Genomic DNA, 19,523 nt, shown 5'->3' on the forward strand with positions numbered 1-19,523 from the left:
GAGACGAACATACCGGGTGCCTTGGTATTCCCATCACGGGCTCATGAGCGACCCCGCTTGCGCCGGCGCCCAGCCAGCGCCTCCTGTCCAGTGATACCGCGCTCACGAGCCCAGATGATCGCTGCACCGCGCCGGTTCACGCCGATCTTCTGATAGAGAGCAAAAACATGATTGCGGATCGTGTTCGGGGACAGCTTGAGTATCTGCCCCATTTCGCGATTGTTCTGGCCTTGACAGATCAGTCCCAGCACGTCGCGTTCGCGGTCAGTCAAACTCTCCAACTCAGTCCTGACGAAGCCTGGCTGAGAATTCTGGCGCAACGCCGCCAGCTTTTCAACCACGCTGTGGCTGAACCATGATGTATCGGCCATCACCGCTTCGATTGCGGCAATCAACTCCTCCTCGGACCGCTTACGCTCGGTGATATTCTGCAGAACGAGCAGTACGCAGCGCTCGCCGCCGATGGTGACCGTATCGATCGAAACGAGACAATCGAACACCGACCCGTCCCTCACCCGCACCTGCAGATCGCCGCCGCGAACGCCCGCCTCCCTCTGAACGGCCAGCTCGAACTGCCTCTGCGCAGCTCTGTCCGGCCATAGCTGCAGATCGACGGCACTTCGTCCGACAACCTCCTCCTCGGCGTAGCCGGTCATGGCTTTGAATGCTTCATTGACTTCCAGGAATGTCAGGCCTCGCAAGGTGCCGATCGCCATCGGCACCGGACAGAGCCGGAACGATTTCTCGAATCGCTCCTCACTATCGCGCAGAGCGGCTTCTGCCTTCACGCGCGGGTCGAGGTCCGCAAACGTAAACAGGATGCAGGCTTCTTCATTGATGTCGATCGGCTCCCCGGCAACGATCACATGCTTGTATCCGCCGTCAGGCAACGGTAGCCGCGCTTCCATCTGCGGAATGGTTTGCCCTTCTTGGAGACGCTCCAGGGCCAGGTCCCGGTCGCGAGCATCGGCCAGCACATCGACCTGCTTGAAACCGGCGCCGACCAGATCCTTTCGCGCGTAGCCCGTCATCTCGAGAAATCCCGGGTTCACCCGCACGTAACAACGGTCCGCCAGCCGAAAGATGATCGCAGGCGCCGGATTGGCGTTGAACGCACTCTCGAAGCGTTCCTCGGCCCGGACCCGCTCGGTTTCGTCCTTGATGATCAGCACCAGATAATCAGGCACATCGTCGTCATCGGTGATCACCAGACTTCTGATTGAATGAACCCAGCACTGATCCGGAACGGAGGCCCGCCGAACCTCGACGATCACATCGCTGAACTGATCGCCGGAGATGACCCGCTCGATCGGGTAACGCCCGCGCTCCACCGCCTGGTTGTTGCGATAGCGGAGGCGAAAGCGCCGGCGATACTGGCTGACCGTGGCCCCGAGATCACCGATGGAACGGACACCGTGCATGGCCAGCGCCGCGTCATTGGCCCAGATGATCTTCTGATCCGTACCGATCAGGATGACGCCGTCGGTGAGACCTCGAATGATCTGCTGAAGCTGGCGGTAATCCCGGCTTGGTCTTTTCAGCGTCCGCGCCATCGGTTCAGCATGCCTCGTTGGTGGCTAGGGGTATCAGATCTTGCCCAACAGGATCAGGATGAGGAGTATGACAATCAGCAGCCCAAGGCCACCGCCTCCGTAATAGCCGGTTCCATAGAACGGGCGGCCGCCGATCCCGCCGAATCCTCCAAGCAGTACGATGATGAGAATGATGAGGACGATGGTCCCGAGCGACATGGCGTCTTCTCCAGCAAGTTCAAACAATCCGAGCGGCATGTGGACTCTATCCGCGCGAGCGATGCTAACGCGAAAGCCGCCTGCTGCGATTAGCGCAAACATACCAGATCGATTGGTACTTCTGTTTCTTGCTGCATCAGGCGAAAACCCTACCTTCCTTCGCGATGGTTCGGGTCGTCTCACGACGTCCCTTGAGTATCCACACACGATCTACGAAGGAAACTTGCTTATGAGGAAAATCGCTGGTGCCGCTGTGCTGATGGCCGCTCTCTGCTCGGCAGCCTATGCTCAAACCACCACGACCACCGTCGAGACCGCGCGCGTCATGACGAGTCTGCCTGCCGACGCGGTCACGGTCACCAACTACTACAAGCAGAACATCTATGACCCCTCCGACACCAAGATCGGCGACGTTGCGGACGTGCTCGTTGACAAGACCGGCCGCGTCGTCGGGATGATCATCTCCGTCGGCGGATTCCTTGGTGCAGGCGAGAAGGATGTCGCCATTCCATTCGAAGCGGTTCGCGTCACCCAGAAGGATGGCAAGACTTATCTGGTTGTGAACGCCACCAAGGACGCATTGAAGGCGGCGCCCGGGTACAAGTACGACCGCACCAAGACTCAGTGGATTGCCGACGGCAAGTAAGCGGCGGCTCGTCCCTGCGCGAAACAATCGTAACTACGTCCGCACACTCGACCGCGCCGCACCGGTCCGCTCACCTGATGCAGCCTGCACGGCGCCAACAGCACACGAAAGGATACAACGATGGACTGGAATCGCATCGAAGGAAACTGGAAGCAGTTCAAAGGCAAGATCAAGGAGAAATGGGGCCAGCTCACCGACGACGATCTGGACCAGATCGCCGGCCGCCGCGACCAGCTCGAAGGACGGATTCAAGAGCGCTACGGCATAGCCAAGGATCAGGCCGAGAAGGACATCAACGACTGGTACAACCAGCAGAAGTGGTGAGGCAACCCGCTCTCTCCATCATCAAACGATACGATCGGAAGATTGCACATCATGGGCAAAGGCGTCCTGCTATGGCTGATCGGCATTCCCATCCCTCTCATCCTGCTGCTCTGGATTTTCGGATTTTTGCATTGAACCTTCGCCCGGGGTTCTTCAGCATTGATCCACGGCTGCTCCGCCGGTAGCTGACCCGGTCCCCACGGGTAAATCCGGATGCAGAAACGCCAGCACACGATGCCGCGTGTGCTGGCGTTTGTTGTTACGGGCATACCCGCCGACAGACTTATCCGGCGCGGCTCAGTTTCGGCCGCTGACGAGGCCGCGGGCGATCACTTGCGCCTGGATTTCCGCCGCGCCCTCGAAAATATTGAGGATGCGCGCGTCGCACAGCACGCGGCTGATCTCGTATTCGAGCGCATAGCCGTTGCCGCCGTGGATTTGCAACGACGCGTCCGCATTCGCCCAGGCGACGCGAGCCGCCAGCAGCTTCGCCATGCCCGCCTCGATGTCGCAGCGCTTGCCGGAATCCTTGGCCCGCGCCGCTGCATAGGTCAGTTCGCGCGCGGTGATCAGATCGACAAGCTCCGCCGCCAGCTTATCGGATACGCGGGGGAAATTGATGATCGCCTTGCCGAACTGCTTGCGGTTCAGCGCGTAGTCGAGGCCGAGTTCGAGCGCACGGCGGGCGACCCCGACCGCGCGGGCAGCGGTCTGGATGCGCGCGCCTTCGAAGGTGCGCATCAGCTGCTTGAAGCCTTGTCCCTCTTCACCGCCGAGCAGCGCGTCCGCCGGCGCCCGCATGCTGTCGAACTGCAGCGTGTATTCGCGCATGCCGCGATAGCCGAGCACATGGATCTCGCTGCCGGTCATGCCTTCGGCCGGGAAGGCGTCATCCGCCGTGCCGCGCGGCTTCGGCACCAGCAGCATGGACAAGCCCGCATAGCCCTTCTCGTCCGGCAGCGTGCGCGCGAGCAGGGTCATCAGGTCCGAGCGGCTGGCGTGGGTGATCCAGGTTTTCGCGCCATAGATCAGCCAGTCACCGCTGGCATCGCGCTGTGCGCGGGTCTGCAGCGAGCCGAGATCGGAGCCGGTGTCCGGTTCGGTGAACACAGCCGTCGGCAGGATCTCGCCGCTGGCGATTTTTGGTAACAGGGTATTCTTCTGCTCGGGTGTCCCGCCGAGCACGATCAGTTCGCCGGCGATCTCCGAGCGCGTACCGAGCGAGCCGGTGCCGATCCAACCGCGCGACAGCTCCTCGGTGACGATGCACATCACCAGCTTGTTGAGGCCGAGGCCGCCGAACGCGGTCGGAATGCACACGCCGAACGTGCCGAGCTCGGCCATAGCCTGGACCGTGGCATCCGGGATCAGATCGTTGGCGAGATGCCATTTGTGCGCATGCGGAACGATCTCCGCGTCGGTGAAGCGGCGGAACTGATCGCGGATGGCGTCGAGCTCCGCATCGTGCAGCGTCTCGCTTGGCCAATGGCCCTGCGCCAGCGCCGCAACAAGCTCGGCGCGTGCGGCGGTCATGTCCGTGTCGAGCAACCCGGCACAGGCGTCGGCCAGCGCACGGCCCGCCGGAGCAATGCCGAGATCGGCGGGGCGCAGCAATTCGTTCTGCCCCATCGGCAGGCCACCGGCCAACTGGCCAATGGTCTCTGCGAATGCCAGACGCGCAACCAGGGCGTCGAGCGGGTTGGCGCCGTTCCCGGCCTCAACCCACGCCAGCACCGCCTCCAGCGCCGCAACGCTGGTGGCGATCCAGGCGAAGCCGTGAGCGGCGCGCTGATCGGCGTCGATATGCTTTGTGGCCAGCCGACCCGCCAGCGCGGTCTGGGCGGCGGCGCGGAAGCTCTGCGCCGCTGCCAGGGCCTGCTTCAGGTCCACCATCCCTGCCCCCGCCATGCTCAGGCGGCCCGCTCGAAGATCGCGGCGATGCCCTGACCGCCGCCGATGCACATGGTCTCGAGGCCGTAGCGGCCGTCGCGGCGTTTCAGCTCACGCGTGAGATTGGCAAGGATGCGGCCGCCGGTCGCGCCGATCGGATGGCCGAGCGAAATGCCCGAGCCGTTGACGTTGAGGATGTCGTTGCGGGAATCGTCCTTGCTCCAGCCCCAGCCCTTCAGAACCGCGAGAACCTGCGGCGCGAACGCTTCGTTCAGCTCGACCAGGTCGATGTCCGACCAGCCGAGGCCGGTGCGCGCGAACAGCCGCTCGACCGCAGGCACCGGACCGATGCCCATGCGGCTCGGATCGCAGCCCGCCGCAGCCCAGGAGTGCAGCCAGGCTGCCGGCTCGAGGCCGAATTCTTCCAGCTTGTCTTCGGCCACGACCAGACAGGCCGCCGCTGCGTCGTTCTGCTGGCTGGCGTTACCGGCGGTGACGATCGCGCCGGGAATGGTGTTGGCTTCGATCGGACGCAGCGTGCCGAGCGTCTCCATGCTCGCATCGGCGCGATAGCCTTCGTCATGCGCGAACATCTTCGGCTCGCCCTTGCGCTGCGGCACCGGCACCGGCACCAGCTCGTCGTCGAACAGGCCGTTCTTCCAGGCCGCGGCGGCGCGCTGATGGCTGCGCACGGCATAGGCATCGGATTCCTCGCGCGTGATGTTGTAGTCCTTCGCGAGGTTCTCCGCGGTCTCGATCATGCCGCTGATCACGCCGAAGCGTTCGATCGGCTGCGACATCACCCGGCCGCGCGACAGGCGATCGTGCAGCGTCATGCCGCCCATGCGGGTGCCCTTGCGCAGCTCCGTGGTGTAGTGCTCGACATTCGACATCGACTCCACGCCGCCTGCGACGACGAGATCGGACATGCCGGTCTGCACCATCATCGCCGCGCTGACAACGGCCTGCAGGCCCGAGCCACAGCGGCGATCGAGCTGATAGCCCGGCACTTCGAGCGGCAGGCCGGCGGCGAGCCACGACCAGTGACCGATCGCCGGCGCTTCGCCGCTGCCGTAGCCTTGCGAGAACACCACGTCATCGACGCGGGCGGGATCGATCTTGGTGCGCTCGACCAGCGCCTTCAGCACGACGGCGCCGAGCTCACCGGCGCCGAGGCTCGAAAGGCCACCACCGAACTTGCCGACCGCGGTACGGATCGGGGACACGATGGCGGCGCGACGCAATTTGGTCATGAGAACAGTCTCCGGTTAGGCGACACCGACGATGCCGGCATCGATGAAGCGGGCGATCTCACCCGCGGGAAGCGACAGACGATCAGCCAGCACCTCTTCGGAGTGCTGACCGTTGCGCGGGGCAGGACACGGCGCCTGCCGCTCAAGCTGCGGCACGGTGGCAAAGGCGCCTGCGGCAGGATAGCTGAAGCCGCTGGGATTCTCCGCCGTGCCGAAGATGGGATTGTCGGCAACCAGCGTGCGGTCGTTCGCCGCATCGAGCATGGTGCGATAGGCGGAATGCACCACGCCGCCGGCATCAAGTGCTGCGGCGAGGTCGGCGTGCTTGCGCGCGCCGACCGCCTGATCGAACAGCGGGAATAGCGCATCGCGATGGGTGAAGCGCAGGCCGTCGTCCTTGGCGAAGCTGACGCCACGTTCGGCCTCTACTGCGGCGATCGCCTGCGTCAGCCCGAGCGCCTCGACCAGGTTGGCCCACTGGCGCGGCGTCACCACCACGATCATCGTCCGCACGCCATCGGCAGTGACGAAATCGCGGCCAAACAGACCATAGACCGCATTGCCGAGACGCGGCCGGTTCTCGCGCTCGTAGAGCACTTCGGCGATGCCGCCGAGATTGGCGACGGTGCCGATGGCGACGTCGGAGAGCGGCACGCGCACCTCGCTGCCTGCGCCTGTCTCGACACGCCGCCGCATCGCCGCGAGCAGGGCGAACGCCGCGTAGGCGCCGCTCAGAAGATCCCAGGCAGGCAGCACATGGTTGACCGGCTCGGGGCCGGCGCCGGTCATCATCGGGTAGCCAACCGCATTGTTGACCATATAGTCGAGCGCCGGCGAGCCGTCCGCCCATCCCATCACCCGTACGGTGACGAGATCGGGCCGGCCTTGCGCCAGCACGTCATGGGCCATAAAGCCCTTGGCGGGAAAATTGGTGATCACCTGCCCGGTCGCCCGTACCAGCGCCTGCAGCAGCTCGCGCCCCTCGGGCCGGGCAAGATCCAGCGCCACCGACTTCTTCGCCCGGTTGAGATTTTCCCAGTAGAGCGAGTCGTTGTTGCCCGTCACCGGCCAGCGGCGGAAATCCGGCCCGCCGCCGATCTGATCGACCCGGATCACCTCCGCCCCCATTTGCGCACAGTACAGCCCCGCGCTGGGCGAGGCCACGAACGACGATGCCTCGATGACCGAAAGCCCGGAAAGTAGGTCGTACATCAGCGCCTCGGTTAGGCCGCGTGAAACTCGCGCAGCATGTGCTTGGCGATCTGCAGCTGCAGGATCTGGGTCGTGCCCTCGTAGATACGGTAAATCCGCGCATCACGGAAGAACCGCTCGGCGTCGTATTCGGCGAGATAGCCCGCGCCGCCATAGACCTGCACGCAACGATCGACCACACGGCCGCACATCTCCGACGCGAACACCTTGAACGCCGCAGCCTTGCGCAGCACGTTCTCGCCCGCATCCGCCCGGCGGCAGACGTCGTGCATCATGCTCTCGGCGGCATAGATCTCGATCTCACTGTCGGCCAGCATCTGCTGGATCAACTGGAAATTGGCGATCGGCTCGCCGAACGCCTTGCGCTCGGTGGCATAGCGAATGGCGGAATCCAGCGCCCGCCGGGCGTAGCCGGTCGCCGCAGCGCCGACCGAAATGCGCCCGTTGTCGAGGCTCTTCATCGCGTAGGCGAACCCCTTGCCCAACTCGCCGCCGAGCAGCGCGTCATCGGGCAGATGCACGTTCTCGAGGATGATGTCGGCGATCTGACTGCCCGCCTGCCCCATCTTCTTGTCGGCCTTGCCGACGGTGACGCCAGGCGTATCCATCGGCACGATAAAAGCGGAGACGTGCGCGTTCTTCGCCTGGCTATCCTTGCTGGTGCGCGCCATGATCAGCGCCACGTTGGCGAACGGCGAGTTGGTGATGTAGCGCTTGGTGCCGTTCAGCACCCAGCCGGTCGCGGTTTTCATCGCCGAGGTCTGCATGCCTGCGGAGTCGGAGCCCGATCCCGGCTCGGTCAGGCCGAACGACGCGATCTCGCCGGCCGCCACGCGCGGAAACCATGTCGCCTTCTGCGCATCGGTGCCGCCGTTCTTCAGCGCCGAGCAGAACATGCCGATGTTGATCGAGATGATCGAGCGGAACGCCGGCATGGCGTAGCTGATCGTGTGAACCGTGCGGGCATACTGGGTGATGTTCATGCCCGAGCCGCCGTATTCTTCCGGCATCGTCAGACCAAACAGGCCCATCTCGCGCATTTCCTGCAGGATGTCGGCCGGGATTTCATCGGTCTCGATGATCGTCCGCTCGGCCGGGATCAGCCGTTGGCGGACATAGCGCTGCAGCTGTTCGATGAATTGTTCGAAGACGTCGGCATCCATGCCGGGGCTCGCAGCACTCATGTTTCCCTTACCTTCTCCCGCCTCCGGAGGCGCCCATCCGACTGTGACATCGGCGGCCAACCGGCGGCATTGATCTTTTGCGGTCGTTTACTCCGGCGCCGCACCGAATTCAATATATAGAATTGTTTTTCAATGTATTGAAATCTATACTGCCGCCCATGCTCGGTCCGGTGCGCTCGGTTTCACAGGCTTTCGCGATCCTGCGCCTGCTCGCGCGGCGCGGGCCGCTGACGCTATCCGGCATCGGCCGCGACATCGGGCTCAGTCCGTCGAGCTGCCTCAATCTCCTGCGGACGCTGGTCGCCGAAGGCGCGCTGGAGCGCGAAGCCGACGGCAAGCGCTATCGGCTGGCGGACGGCTGGGCGGGCCTCGCCGTGCTACGAGACGGCGAACCGGAGCGCATGGTTCCCCAGGCGCGCCCGCTGCTGGCGCGTTTCGCCAAGGATCACGAAGCGACGGCGGGCCTTTGGCAGGTGGCGTCCGGCCGCGTCGCCCTGATCGCGCTCGAGGATTCCGGCGCCGCCACGCGCATCCACATGGTCGAAGGGCAACGCCAACCGCTCGGCAGCGGCGCATCCGGACGGGCAATCGCCGCGGGCGCCGATCTCGACCTGGCGGAACTGGAACGGCGATACGCCGTGGTGCGCTGGCAGAAGCCGCTCAGCTTTCGCGCCTATGCCGGACAGGTCGCAGCCGCGCGGCAGCGTGGCTACGCGATCGACGACGGCTTTGGACATGCGGGCGTCTGCTCGCTGGCCGCCGTGATCCCGCAGGTGGAACCCGCCATGTGCGTGACGGCCTCGGTCTTTGCGCGCTCGCGCAGCGAGGACGAACTCGCCCAGATCGGCCGCGCCCTGCGCAAATTGGCGCAGACGCTGAGCGATATCCGCTAACAGGGTGGAGGTCCGACCGGACCGGCCGCGCGCCGGTTCCCTGGCCCCATACTTTTCATCGTCCCGCCTTGCTGCGGCCAAAGCGCGGTGTCCCTTTCCGCGCATAATGGAGGGAACAGCCACCGCGCATCGCACCTCCAGATCACGGAGCGCCAATGCAATCGCCCTTGCAACACGCCGATCCAAATTCCGATCCGCACGACGCAATCGTCGCGCTATTGCGCGATCACGCGCCGCGTCAGACGAGCGATCTCGCCAAGCTGAACATCGCGCCTGGCGCATCCGGCCACACGGCGACGTCATCGGCGCCAGCAGTCGAGCCGCCGCTGCGCTTGGCGCCGACGAACGACAACAGCGGCGACACGCTCGAGCCTGAGCCCCGCCCCCGTAAAAAGCGCGGTGTCATGCGCGTGCTGCTGAGCATGTGTGCCGGTGCCGCCGTCACCATCGCCTGGCAGGCCTATGGCGACGACGCCAGACAAACGCTGTCCTCTGTCGTGCCGCAACTGTTTGCCAGCGCGACGGCGCCCAGCGCCAATGGCGCCGAGCCGCAGGATGCAACCGCGCAGGCCGACGCTGCGCAGCCGGCCGAGCAAACAGCCCCAGCGCAGGCGGCGGCCGAAGCGCCGTCAGCGCCCGCCACTCAATCTGCAGCCCCAGCAACGGAAGCCGCCGCTCCCGCAGCCCCACCTCAGTCCGCCGCGCCTGCACAGGCTGCACCCGAACTCGCGCAGACGGTCGAGGCGATGTCGCAGGAAATCGCAACGCTGAAGCAAACGGTGGAAGACTTGAAAGCCGGACAGCAGCAGCTGACCCGCGATCTGGCGAAGGCTGCCGAGCATGAGACGCGGCGCAAACCCGCGCCATCGGCGAAGTCTACAGCAAAGCCCGCCTCACAACCGCCCGTGCAACGCACGGCGGCGCCGGTCCCGCCGGCCGCGCGCCCTGCCGCAGCCTATGTGCCGCCGCCCTCTCCGCAGGGACGGACTTACCCGCAAGGATACCCGTCGCAAGGATATCCCACGCAAGGATCGGTGTATTCGCAAGGCACGACGCAACGCGATGCCTACATTCCGCCGCCACCGCCGGCACGGCTTCCGCCTGAGCCCGGCTTCAACAGCGCACCTCGGCCACCATTGCCGCTGCAATGAGCCGCACGCTTGCGGAGCGTCCCTCTAGGCCACCGCCGCGATCTCGGCGAGGCGGAGCCAGTAGTGCACGCCATGCGGCAGCACCGCATCGTTGAAGTCGTAATGCGGGCTGTGCAGATTGCGCCCGTCTGCGTCGGAACCGTTGCCGATCCAAACATAAGCGCCGGGCTTGTGCTCAAGCATGAACGCGAAGTCCTCCGCGCCCATGCTCGGCGGCAAATCGGTATGCACCTTGTCGCCGCCGGCCGATGATATCGCGGCTTGCCGCGCGATCTCCGCCTCGGCAAGCGAATTGATCGTCGCCGGATAACGGCGGCTGTAAGTGAACGTGCAGCGCGCGTCGAACGCCGCACAGATCAGCTCAGCCCGCCGCGCCATCTTCGCCTCCAGCAGATCGCGCACATGCGGCTGGAACGAGCGCACGGTGCCGCGCAGCACCAGCTTGTCAGGGATCACGTTCCAGGTATCGCCCGCATGGATCTGCGTCACGCTGATCACCGCGGGATCGGTCGGATCGATGGCGCGGCTGACGATCGCCTGCCACGCCGCCTGAAGCTGGCTGCCGATGGTGATCGGATCGATGCCTTGATGCGGCATCGCCGCGTGGCTGCCCCTGCCCTGAACGACCGCCTCGAACGTATCGAATGCCGCCATCACCGGCCCGGCATGCACGGCGATCCGGCCGCAGTCGAGGCCGGGCCAGTTGTGCATGCCATACACCGCAGCGACGGGAAAGCGGTCGAACAGTCCTTGCTCGATCATCACCCGCGCGCCACCCTCATTTTCCTCGGCCGGCTGGAAGATGAAAACGAACGTGCCTTTGTGGGGCGGATTGTCCGCAAGCATGCGGGCCGCGCCCAGCAGCATCGTCGTATGCCCGTCGTGCCCGCACGCATGCATGCGCCCGGAATGCACCGACGCATAAGGCAGGCCGGTCGCCTCCATGATCGGCAGCGCATCGATGTCGGCGCGCAAGCCAACGGTTGCGCCCTCGCCGCAGCGGAGCACGCCGACGACGCCGGTGCCCGCTAGACCGGTGTGCACATCGAGGCCGAAGGCGCGCAGCTTCTCGGCGATGAAGGCCGAGGTGCGGTGCTCCTCGAAAGCCGTTTCCGGATGGGCGTGCAGGTCATGCCGCCAGGCGACGAGATCCGGTACGATCCGTTCGATCCGGCTGACGACGTCGGTCATGGCATTGTCCTAGAAGCGAGCTAAAGCGCGATGAGATTTGGATGAATCCTCACGCTTACCTCATTGTTTAAGCATGATCGTTTCGGAAAACCGCCTCACACTTTTCCGGATCATGCTTTGGGAAGCGGCAGGTGCGGCGTAACGGCCAGGATCGGCCGGTGCCAACAATACCCGACGCCGGGCCGGCGACAAGCCGGTCGATGACGCGTATGCGAGCGCAGCCGCCAGCTTCACGCCGGCGACTGCGTCAATCCCAAGATTGCTCGCCTTGTCCGACACAACGAACGACGTTCATCGTCTCCTAATCAGGCTCGCAAAGCATCAAATCCCGTCAGCATAACATTGGCGCGATCGCGACGGCTGCAATCGGGCAACCAGCGGCGCGTTCCACAACCTCAATGCGGCTCCGGCTCCAGCATGACAAGAACGCCGGTCGGCTCCGGCTCGTGCGCATTCAGAGCGGTGAACGTGCCGTCGCTCCAGTAAGCCAGGTTGACGATTTCGCCCCGTCGCGCCCCCGCATCGGGCGCTGCCGCCGGTTCCAGCACATTGACGCCGGAACTGTCGATGAAGAACGTATGCGGCCCGAACACCTCGCTGAGATGTGTCGCGACCGGATGGCTTTCGGGCACGACCCGCGCCTCGAATTGGCTCAACGTCCGCTGCACCTCCGCTTCGTTCAACTTCATGGTTTTGCTCTCCCGTTGCATGCGTTCGACGACCCCGCTCGCGGAGCCGTGGCCGGGCTAATTCATTCAAGGAGGCTGCGTTCCTCCGAGAAATGGTCCGAGAAATGGTCCATGTCGGAAGAGCGATCGCTCGCCACCCGCGTTCGGACAATGCGACGCGTCGCAGGCGATCAGTTCGAGCCCTGTTGGGCGCTTGACGTCGCGCGCTCCACTTGGTCGAAACCATCTTCGAGCAAATTGCCGCACAGCGGCTCCCCGAGAAGGTAGCGCGCCGTGTGCTCGCCTTGCCCTCGCGCCGCCTCCGCGCGGATCGCAGGCCAGTCTTCCACTGTTCCATCGCCGCGCCCGAGCCGCATCAAGGCCACCAGGTCGGTTTGTTCATCGACACTCAAGGCGTTCACGAATCCGACGAATTCGCGAACCACGGCGTCGCCCGCGCCCCGGTCTTCCAGGATATCGATCGTGCGGTCATCGGCGGGGTTGGACCCGGTTTCCGTGTCCACGGGCACATCTTTGCCGGCGAACTCCCTGGCCTTGTCCGCGAGGAAGGCAACTTTATCCTTCGAGATTGCAAGTTCGGGCATCGCTTCATCGCTCCTGACGGTCGGCTTTGGCCGCAAACACGCGCGCTGCACCGCGGACCCGATGAGCAACCGCTTCCCGGCATCCAGGTTCCTCGCGGCTGCGAAGGCAGGCAGGAGAATTGTCGAAGCAACAATGACGAGAGCGACGCGCAAGTGGTCGCTTTGACGCATCGCAGGAACAAAACGTCCCGCCGCCGCTTCCCTCACATTGGAAGGAGACCGATCATGAGCGACCCACGCGACTTGCCACCCGATCCTTACGAGCGTCCCTCCCGTCGTCTGTCCGATCGTCCCTCGAAGGCCGCGACCGGCACGATCATCGCGGCGCTGGTGGTCCTTGCGATCATTGCCGTTTCGATCTTCTACGCAGGCATGCCGACAAACACGACCACGACGTCGAATACGCCGCCTGCAACGACCGCACCGGCCCCATCCGGCTCATCGGGAACAGTGGGACAGGCACCGCAGAATCCGGGATCTGCTCCAGCCAACCGCTAAGCTGCGGTTCGCCGCAAATACGCAATGCCACGTCCCGCGCGACGTGGCATTGACGAGCGACAAGCTTGCAGGCTCGACCCTCACACGCGGCGGCCTCGCATGCATCCGCGCATGAGAAACTCGCGGTCGATGTGTCGCATCACGGTCGATGTGTCGCATGCGCGATGCCTCACGCGAGGATTCATAAGCCTCAGCCCCCCGGCCATCATCAATCCCGCACCCTACAAATGCACTCTACTGACGCAGTAAGTAAGTACCGCGTCAGATTCCGTTTGAAACCTGTTCCATTTCGCGCATACTGATTGCGGTTGGGGCGTTTGCCGTTGAGCCGGAGATGCGAAGTCTTCGGATCAATGTTTGCGCTGAGACGCGTGCATACGCTCCGCCCATGCAAAAGCCATTCGCCGCTTCCCTTCATGCCCTCATCAGCGCACTGAAACTGCCGACTGCCGCGACGCGCGAATCTCCCGCCGTCCAGCACTCGCTGCAGGAGTGCACAGAGCAACTCGAAGCGCTCGAGCAAACCGCCGCCGAATGCGATTTGATCGCCAATCTCGCTTCGGATCGCCACAGGCAGGAAGCGTTCAGCAAGCTCGCCGCCGAATACGCGCAGCTGATCCATGAGATGAAGCGGGCAGCGCAGGCCGCCGCGCTCTTCACCGCTCCTGATTCACCGCCCTATGTTGAAGGACATGCTCACGCACAGAGCGTGATGTCCGAGCCAGGCAAGCCGAGCGCGGACCGCGATCACGCACGCGCCATGGCATTGCCGGCTGCGCGGCATCATCCCGCCGCCGTCCGCATCACACCGCGGCTGCCGCGGTTTCTTGTGGCCGGTCTTGTCTCGGTACTCATCGCCGTCATCGTGATCGTCATCGTCAGAAGGTTCGGACGACAGTGATGACCGTGAGAAGCACATGGCGACGATGCGGCGGCAGCGTCCGGAGCGCCGCAGACTGACGCCGCGCATTACCCGTCAAAAGACGGAACGCCGGGCAATTGCCCTCGCCCGATATCGCTCACGCAAGACAATCGATATGGCGATGGCGGTATTAGCATGACGACGTGCGCCGCATCCGACACGCTCGGCGGGCTTTTCCTGTTCCGGTTTACCCTTTCTTCAACAATCGATGGCGCCGCGGACGCGGGCGCGCCTATCATCCGCGGCAAGGGGGCAATTATCCGCTGGAGACAACCAGTGAATGATTTGCCAAACTCCAAAGAGGCCGAGATCAAGATTCCCTGTCCGCACTGCGGGCATGAGATGCGCAAGCAAATCGGCTGGCTTCGCGCCAACGCGACGTTCACCTGCCCCGGATGCAAGCGGGTCCACTTCGAGACGAGCAAGCTGATTGCCGCACTCGAACGGGCACAACGCGCATTTCGACAGCTTCGCGCTCGGGAGCGCCGGATTCATCAAGAACATCGGGCCGCAACACCGGAGGGCCCGATCATCGCGCTCTCCAAGCAAGCGGGGCCCACCGACAGCCCTTGAACGTGGCGTGTTTTCCAGCGCAACCCCGTCGTTCGATTGCCCCCGCGAGAACGAGGCAATCGAAGCCAACGCGATGTCCTTCTCGTCCGGACGCCTGGCCGGACCGCGAACGCATCAATTCACGTCGCAGGACGGGTCGGCTGGCAAGAAACGAACAACGTCGCCACCAGCAGGATGGCATAGTAGCTGGTCGACCGCAGAAACGATGTCTCGGTAAGATTCATCTGGAATGACAGCGCGGCGAAACACACCATGAAGGCGCAGTGGTTCATGGAAACCGCACCGCTGGAAATCAGCGCCACCATCCGTACCGCGAACAGGACGGCCGCGAAGAAAAACAATGTGAAGCCGACGATACCGGTTTCGATCAGAATTCCGACATAGCCGCTATGGAAGTTGTCCAGCACCCAGCCATGCTCATTCCGGTAGGCGTCATAGAGCACTTCGGTACTCCAGAAGCCGTTCAGGCCGTAACCGAGCAATGGATGATTGTCGAAATGACGGAGCGAATACTCCCAGATGAAGGTCCGTTCGGTAAGATCGATCTTGGTGCCGAACACCGGAAAGTGGTCGTAACCGGTGGAATAGAGATAGAGCATCAAGCCGGACGCCATGATGGTGATGACGAGCGGCCAGAACGCGACCAACTTGGCGAAGGACCGCGAGAACCGCGCCGCCAGCAATGACGCGCAAGTGACCAGAGCGAGCGCAGCGGCACCGCGCGATCCGGAGCCGACCACGGCGGCAACCGACATCAGAAAGATCGTGCCGCAGACCAACCAGCTGTCGCCGCTCATCCGCCGGAACAAGGCGAAGAACATCAAGTAGGCGGCGAGAAATCCGAGCGACTGCTTGGATGCGAAGATTCCCTGCCATTGGCCGCCATGCATCCAGCTCTGGTCGACGGCGACATCCGGCATCAGCACCACCAGGATGATCGATGCGAGCAGCGGCAGGAACAGACCGATCGACGTGGTCCGGACGATGTCCTCGATGCTGAGGCGCGTGGCCAGACGGAACGCGCCCACCGTCGTAATCAGCAGCGCAGCGCATTTCATCGCCGCCGCCGGGGACCAATTGGACCAGAGGACCGACGTGATCGCCCAGCCGTAGAATGCAAGATAGACGATCAGATCCGTGCCGGGCGCTGTGCGGATCACCGGCCGCACGAACACGCTCACGCCGATCAGAACCACCCACATGATCAAGGCCAGGATCTGCGGGATATTGGCGTAGGCCGGGGACAGCAGCCCCTCGTTCAACACGGTGACCGACGCCGTCACCACGAGAACGTTGGACCAGCGCATGATCGACGCGGCGATGCGATCGCTTGATGCATTCTTGCCGATGTCGAAACCGGACGAGCCCGTGCCGTCATTGACCGCAAGCAGCGTCACTGGAACGTTTCCCTGTAGATGGCCGGACTGGTCATCGCACCACGCCGCGATGAGAGGTCGGATAGAAATAATTCACTAAGGTTACCGCTCCGTTAATCCCGTCATCCGGGCACCGGCTCACGTCAACCGCAACGGTAACGCAACCTGCGTGGCCCGACGCATGGTTTTCAGCGAAACTGCGGCACGCAGCGTTTCAGCGCATTCTTCAGCGATTTGAGCCGGTGATACACGAACGCGAACGCCGAGCCGCTGAACGAGGTCGAACGGCTGAAGTTATGCAGCTGGGTTTCCTCGACCCGGAAGTTGGACTTGTAGCCGGTATTGCCGAGCCCCATGTCGAAGCGCTTGAAGCCCTGTTCGAAACGCAGCTTGATGATCCGGTAGATGATCTGCAGGCCGACGGAATATTTTCCGTAGCCGTCCGCATCGAAGCCGCTCAGCACCGCATGAAACTGATCCCCACCCGCGAGCCCGAATAGCACCGCCACCGGCTTGCCGCCGAGATAGCTGACATAGGTCACACACTCCCCGCAGGTTAGGCCGGCGATCGCGAATGCGAGATAGAAATTCCAGTACACGTCGCGTTGGAGCAAATCTGCTTCGAACCGTCCATCCCTGACGGATCGCAGGAATGCGAACGCTTCGCGCACCTCCGCCTCCGTGGTCGCCGCACGGTGCTCGTAGAGCCCGGCCTCGCGTTCGAGCTGCCGCGCAAGCCGCCCCAATTCCTTGGAGAACTTGCGACGGATGGTCCGCCGCTGCCAAGCGTCGAAATCGTCGCCGACGTCGCTGTGGAACGCCGCATTCTCGCACGGCGTCGCCGTGGTCCGGCTGAACAGTCGCGCGGGATCGAAGCCATCGTCCCTCACCTTCCGGAACAGCAGCACATGAGCGCCACTGAGCAACGCGTCCAAACCCGAAACAGCCGCCGGATCAGCCGCCAGCGTCTCGAGGACAACGCGGTCTCCCACGGCACAATTGTAGTCGCATACGCCGAAGTCAGCCGGCTGCAGCACCTGCACGCGCGCAGCCTGCTGGATCACCATCGGAATGACCACCAGCAACGCGCCGTCGCGCGGATCGCGAACCGTAATCGTATGTTGTTTCGCCGAGAGATTCGTCGCGAGCCGCCTGTGAATCAGGTCCATCCAGACCGGGGCCTGGAAGACCGTTCCGCGGTGGAGATTGAAAAACGCCCTGTACTCCTCGCTTTGAAAATCGAACGTCTCCTCCACCGCAATAGCGGCATCCATGCGCAACGTCTCTGCGGTTATCGCCAGCATGGCCGATGAATCCGCAAGGACGAGCCACACAGGTTTGAGCACGAGAGCGCAAACGACACTGACAAACCTCTCAAGGCACCGCTCGCGAGCAGCTCAACGCTTGCAACGCCATTGCTGCGAGTCGATCGTTTGATCGTCACGTCGCGCTCGACTCGCTAACAGCAATACAGCCGCGGCGTATACCGCTTCACACAGCCTTGCTGCCGTCTCTCCAACGGCGCGGACCATCACGCCCTCTCTTCGCCTGCTACTTTATCGCCTCGGCGGCGGTGCGACGCCTCACTGATTATGATGCATGCCGCCGACGTGAAACACACTCAACGGAGATATCTACGCACACAGAACACGCAGAGCTTTCCGCGCACGATACTCATAGAAAGGAGCAGTCCGATCCGGATCCATCCCGGATCGGACTGCCGCGCAAACGAGGCTTTGGGGGGCGGGAGAAAGCTCGCTTGCGATCGCGATAACCTCACTTCGATAGCGACAGACCGAAGGCTCAGCATCGCACTTTCGATGAAGCCGCTTGCAACGTCCGGCTCGCAGCGAAGCCTACTGCGAAAAATGCCGACAACAACCGAAAGCAGGAGATAACCTTAAACGACCGAGGTTTTCGCGATTTTGCGCCAGCATGATGCCGAACACGGCTAAGCAAAAACACGTAGCGCGGATTTCCTCCGCCCCGCAGCCGTCCACGACGCGCGGACGGTGAGCGCATACACCAGCTCTCGCGATCAACGAGCAGTGCTCTGACAGATGAAAATGCGCACATCGCGCACAACAACATCACAACGCGCAAGAACGTGACTGCGCATGACGCAGCATACAGCAACGGTTTCCTAGCACCGCACGGATTCACCATTCCACGCATTGAATCGTCACGCGCGAGCAAACACGCTTTCATCGATGACGTGATGATCTATAACAGCATCCAGACACGTTGAGCTTCACGTGAAGTTTTCTTCACGACATCGACGAGATTACGAACGGATCGAAAAATGTCGGCTCTCGGCGCACTTCCCTCCGGCGTCACCTGCAGAACCATCAACGAAGACGACCTGGAAGGAGTAATTAGTTGCCTCCGCAGAGGCTTTCCGCAGCGCAGCCGCGACTACTGGCATCAGGCCTTTGTACGCGCGTCGCAACGGGAAGCAATCGACGACCTCCCGCGCTACGGCGTTACCCTGGAGAGTCACGGGAAGATCGTCGGCGTTCTTCTCACGCTCTACGCTCGCTATCAGACCCAACATGGAAGCGAGATACGCTGCAATCTCGGCAGCTGGGCAGTGGACAACGAATTCAGGCCCTATGCCACCAAGATGATTCTTAAAGTTCTCAAGCGCCGAGACATCACTTACGTCAACATCTCTCCAGCGCCCGCAACGATAAGGTTCAACGAGGCGTTCGGCTTCCGCCTGTTCTCGCATGGTCAGGTCGCGTTTGCTCCAGCGCTGAGTTCGGCGGGACGTGCGTGCCGCGTGGTCGAAGCGGATCCGAACGCACCCGAAATGGCAATGCTGTCTGACAATGAGCGGACGATCTTGTCCGAGCACGCAGCACTCGGCTGCTATGCGTTGATCTGTATCGACGGCGAGAAGGCTCATCCGTTCGTCCTGATCAAGCGTCATGTCGTACGTGGTCTCATTCCATGCTGTCAGGTCATCTACTGCCGCTCCACTGCGGAGCTCAGCCGGTACGCTGGCGCGATCGGCCGCTTCCTCTTACCGAAAGGTATCGTGCTCTGTCTCGTCGATGCGACGGAGACAATTCCAGGCCTGCGCGGTCGTTATTTCCCAAATCGCGGGCCGAAGTATTTCAAGGGTCCGCGGCCGCCGTCGCCGGGCGATCTGACATTCACTGAGATGGTTGTCTACGGTCCATGATCATGACCGCGTTCACGGTCACTCGCCCCGGCCCTGGGTGGTGTGCCGCTTCTCTCCGACGTCGCGGCAATAGGTCCAGTCATCATCCAGACAAAAGCGGACCCCTTTCCGCATCTTCCCGTCCCGCTCGCCTGTCAGAACCGGTTCGGGCGATCGTTACAACATTACTGGTTTTGGCAATCATGCACTGACCTGCATC

19 protein-coding genes are annotated in these 19,523 nt (G+C 63.1%); 8 read left to right on the plus strand and 11 right to left on the minus strand.

Annotation, left to right across the window (positions count from 1 at the left end):
* Positions 1–41 precede the first annotated feature (41 nt).
* Together X566_RS17115 and X566_RS17120 are read right to left on the minus strand one after the other, a co-directional pair.
* Positions 42–1,553 carry a helix-turn-helix transcriptional regulator gene (locus X566_RS17115; protein WP_034469637.1) on the minus strand — a complete coding sequence of 504 codons (1,512 nt, stop codon included), beginning with the start codon at positions 1,551–1,553 and terminating at the stop codon, positions 42–44.
* Between the two features lie 33 nt (positions 1,554–1,586).
* On the minus strand, positions 1,587–1,751 hold the full coding sequence (locus tag X566_RS17120) for a DUF3309 family protein (RefSeq protein WP_081740303.1): 165 nt from the start codon (positions 1,749–1,751) through the stop codon (positions 1,587–1,589).
* 229 nt (positions 1,752–1,980) lie between these two features.
* Here X566_RS17120 and X566_RS17125 point away from each other — a divergent pair, with 229 nt between their 5' ends.
* Entirely contained in the window at positions 1,981–2,397 is a 417-nt protein-coding gene (locus tag X566_RS17125) for a PRC-barrel domain-containing protein (protein ID WP_034469640.1), read from the plus strand.
* Positions 2,398–2,517: 120 nt separating this feature from the next.
* Positions 2,518–2,721: a CsbD family protein gene (locus tag X566_RS17130; protein WP_034469642.1), complete on the plus strand. Its 204-nt coding sequence runs from the start codon at positions 2,518–2,520 to the stop codon at positions 2,719–2,721.
* Between the two features lie 297 nt (positions 2,722–3,018).
* Here the strand turns inward: X566_RS17130 and X566_RS17135 are convergent, their stop codons facing one another.
* From X566_RS17135 to X566_RS17150, 4 genes are read right to left on the minus strand one after another with little or no spacing between them, the layout of a single operon-like run.
* The gene (locus X566_RS17135) at positions 3,019–4,614 is read right to left on the minus strand and encodes an acyl-CoA dehydrogenase family protein (protein WP_034469882.1); all 1,596 of its coding nucleotides are present in this window, start codon (positions 4,612–4,614) and stop codon (positions 3,019–3,021) included.
* A gap of 17 nt (positions 4,615–4,631) precedes the next feature.
* Positions 4,632–5,864, minus strand: coding sequence for an acetyl-CoA C-acetyltransferase (locus X566_RS17140; protein ID WP_034469645.1), 1,233 nt, complete (start codon positions 5,862–5,864; stop codon positions 4,632–4,634).
* Between the two features lie 15 nt (positions 5,865–5,879).
* Positions 5,880–7,076, minus strand: coding sequence for a CoA transferase (locus X566_RS17145; protein WP_034469648.1), 1,197 nt, complete (start codon positions 7,074–7,076; stop codon positions 5,880–5,882).
* A gap of 11 nt (positions 7,077–7,087) precedes the next feature.
* Positions 7,088–8,260, minus strand: coding sequence for an acyl-CoA dehydrogenase family protein (locus X566_RS17150; protein ID WP_034469652.1), 1,173 nt, complete (start codon positions 8,258–8,260; stop codon positions 7,088–7,090).
* Between the two features lie 158 nt (positions 8,261–8,418).
* On the opposite strand from X566_RS17150, the gene X566_RS17155 reads away from it, so the two are divergent.
* Together X566_RS17155 and X566_RS17160 are read left to right on the plus strand one after the other, a co-directional pair.
* A complete protein-coding gene (locus X566_RS17155; RefSeq protein ID WP_034469654.1) occupies positions 8,419–9,153 on the plus strand; it encodes an IclR family transcriptional regulator in 735 nt (244 codons plus the stop codon).
* A gap of 155 nt (positions 9,154–9,308) precedes the next feature.
* On the plus strand, positions 9,309–10,304 hold the full coding sequence (locus tag X566_RS17160) for a hypothetical protein (protein WP_034469656.1): 996 nt from the start codon (positions 9,309–9,311) through the stop codon (positions 10,302–10,304).
* A 24-nt stretch (positions 10,305–10,328) separates the two neighbouring features.
* Here X566_RS17160 and X566_RS17165 read toward each other — a convergent pair whose 3' ends face one another.
* The 3 genes from X566_RS17165 to X566_RS17175 all read right to left on the minus strand — a co-directional run bounded on the left by X566_RS17165 (position 10,329) and on the right by X566_RS17175 (position 12,768).
* Entirely contained in the window at positions 10,329–11,495 is a 1,167-nt protein-coding gene (locus X566_RS17165) for a M20 aminoacylase family protein (protein WP_034469658.1), read from the minus strand.
* A 395-nt stretch (positions 11,496–11,890) separates the two neighbouring features.
* Complete coding sequence (locus X566_RS17170) at positions 11,891–12,184, minus strand: hypothetical protein (RefSeq protein ID WP_034469884.1); 294 nt, start codon at positions 12,182–12,184, stop codon at positions 11,891–11,893.
* Between the two features lie 170 nt (positions 12,185–12,354).
* On the minus strand, positions 12,355–12,768 hold the full coding sequence (locus X566_RS17175; RefSeq protein WP_051444301.1) for a DUF3775 domain-containing protein: 414 nt from the start codon (positions 12,766–12,768) through the stop codon (positions 12,355–12,357).
* Between the two features lie 225 nt (positions 12,769–12,993).
* On the opposite strand from X566_RS17175, the gene X566_RS17180 reads away from it, so the two are divergent.
* The 3 genes from X566_RS17180 (at position 12,994) to X566_RS17190 (ending at position 14,761) form a co-directional block, all read left to right on the plus strand.
* The gene (locus X566_RS17180; protein ID WP_034469660.1) at positions 12,994–13,266 is read left to right on the plus strand and encodes a hypothetical protein; all 273 of its coding nucleotides are present in this window, start codon (positions 12,994–12,996) and stop codon (positions 13,264–13,266) included.
* Between the two features lie 388 nt (positions 13,267–13,654).
* Positions 13,655–14,167, plus strand: coding sequence for a hypothetical protein (locus tag X566_RS17185; RefSeq protein ID WP_034469661.1), 513 nt, complete (start codon positions 13,655–13,657; stop codon positions 14,165–14,167).
* A 156-nt stretch (positions 14,168–14,323) separates the two neighbouring features.
* Positions 14,324–14,761: a hypothetical protein gene (locus X566_RS17190; RefSeq protein ID WP_034469662.1), complete on the plus strand. Its 438-nt coding sequence runs from the start codon at positions 14,324–14,326 to the stop codon at positions 14,759–14,761.
* A gap of 119 nt (positions 14,762–14,880) precedes the next feature.
* On the opposite strand, the gene X566_RS17195 is transcribed toward X566_RS17190, so the two are convergent.
* Together X566_RS17195 and X566_RS17200 are read right to left on the minus strand one after the other, a co-directional pair.
* Complete coding sequence (locus X566_RS17195; RefSeq protein ID WP_051444291.1) at positions 14,881–16,158, minus strand: O-antigen ligase; 1,278 nt, start codon at positions 16,156–16,158, stop codon at positions 14,881–14,883.
* A 167-nt stretch (positions 16,159–16,325) separates the two neighbouring features.
* A complete protein-coding gene (locus tag X566_RS17200) occupies positions 16,326–17,441 on the minus strand; it encodes a GNAT family N-acetyltransferase (protein ID WP_152539953.1) in 1,116 nt (371 codons plus the stop codon).
* A 998-nt stretch (positions 17,442–18,439) separates the two neighbouring features.
* Between X566_RS17200 and X566_RS17205 the strand changes: the two genes are divergently transcribed.
* A complete protein-coding gene (locus X566_RS17205; protein ID WP_034469665.1) occupies positions 18,440–19,324 on the plus strand; it encodes a hypothetical protein in 885 nt (294 codons plus the stop codon).
* Positions 19,325–19,523: the final 199 nt, after the last annotated feature.

This window comes from Afipia sp. P52-10, from assembly GCF_000516555.1.
Classification (GTDB): Bacteria; Pseudomonadota; Alphaproteobacteria; order Rhizobiales; family Xanthobacteraceae; genus P52-10.

Excerpts from the sequence above, each read along its gene's own strand:
- X566_RS17115 (WP_034469637.1), bottom strand. The coding sequence starts at position 1,553 with ATGGCGCGGACGCTGAAAAGACCAAGCCGGGATTACCGCCAGCTTCAG.
- X566_RS17120 (WP_081740303.1), bottom strand. The coding sequence starts at position 1,751 with ATGTCGCTCGGGACCATCGTCCTCATCATTCTCATCATCGTACTGCTT.
- X566_RS17125 (WP_034469640.1), top strand. The coding sequence starts at position 1,981 with ATGAGGAAAATCGCTGGTGCCGCTGTGCTGATGGCCGCTCTCTGCTCG.
- X566_RS17130 (WP_034469642.1), top strand. The coding sequence starts at position 2,518 with ATGGACTGGAATCGCATCGAAGGAAACTGGAAGCAGTTCAAAGGCAAG.
- X566_RS17135 (WP_034469882.1), bottom strand. The coding sequence starts at position 4,614 with ATGGTGGACCTGAAGCAGGCCCTGGCAGCGGCGCAGAGCTTCCGCGCC.
- X566_RS17140 (WP_034469645.1), bottom strand. The coding sequence starts at position 5,864 with ATGACCAAATTGCGTCGCGCCGCCATCGTGTCCCCGATCCGTACCGCG.
- X566_RS17145 (WP_034469648.1), bottom strand. The coding sequence starts at position 7,076 with ATGTACGACCTACTTTCCGGGCTTTCGGTCATCGAGGCATCGTCGTTC.
- X566_RS17150 (WP_034469652.1), bottom strand. The coding sequence starts at position 8,260 with ATGAGTGCTGCGAGCCCCGGCATGGATGCCGACGTCTTCGAACAATTC.
- X566_RS17155 (WP_034469654.1), top strand. The coding sequence starts at position 8,419 with ATGCTCGGTCCGGTGCGCTCGGTTTCACAGGCTTTCGCGATCCTGCGC.
- X566_RS17160 (WP_034469656.1), top strand. The coding sequence starts at position 9,309 with ATGCAATCGCCCTTGCAACACGCCGATCCAAATTCCGATCCGCACGAC.
- X566_RS17165 (WP_034469658.1), bottom strand. The coding sequence starts at position 11,495 with ATGACCGACGTCGTCAGCCGGATCGAACGGATCGTACCGGATCTCGTC.
- X566_RS17170 (WP_034469884.1), bottom strand. The coding sequence starts at position 12,184 with ATGAAGTTGAACGAAGCGGAGGTGCAGCGGACGTTGAGCCAATTCGAG.
- X566_RS17175 (WP_051444301.1), bottom strand. The coding sequence starts at position 12,768 with ATGCCCGAACTTGCAATCTCGAAGGATAAAGTTGCCTTCCTCGCGGAC.
- X566_RS17180 (WP_034469660.1), top strand. The coding sequence starts at position 12,994 with ATGAGCGACCCACGCGACTTGCCACCCGATCCTTACGAGCGTCCCTCC.
- X566_RS17185 (WP_034469661.1), top strand. The coding sequence starts at position 13,655 with ATGCAAAAGCCATTCGCCGCTTCCCTTCATGCCCTCATCAGCGCACTG.
- X566_RS17190 (WP_034469662.1), top strand. The coding sequence starts at position 14,324 with ATGACGACGTGCGCCGCATCCGACACGCTCGGCGGGCTTTTCCTGTTC.
- X566_RS17200 (WP_152539953.1), bottom strand. The coding sequence starts at position 17,441 with ATGCTGGCGATAACCGCAGAGACGTTGCGCATGGATGCCGCTATTGCG.
- X566_RS17205 (WP_034469665.1), top strand. The coding sequence starts at position 18,440 with ATGTCGGCTCTCGGCGCACTTCCCTCCGGCGTCACCTGCAGAACCATC.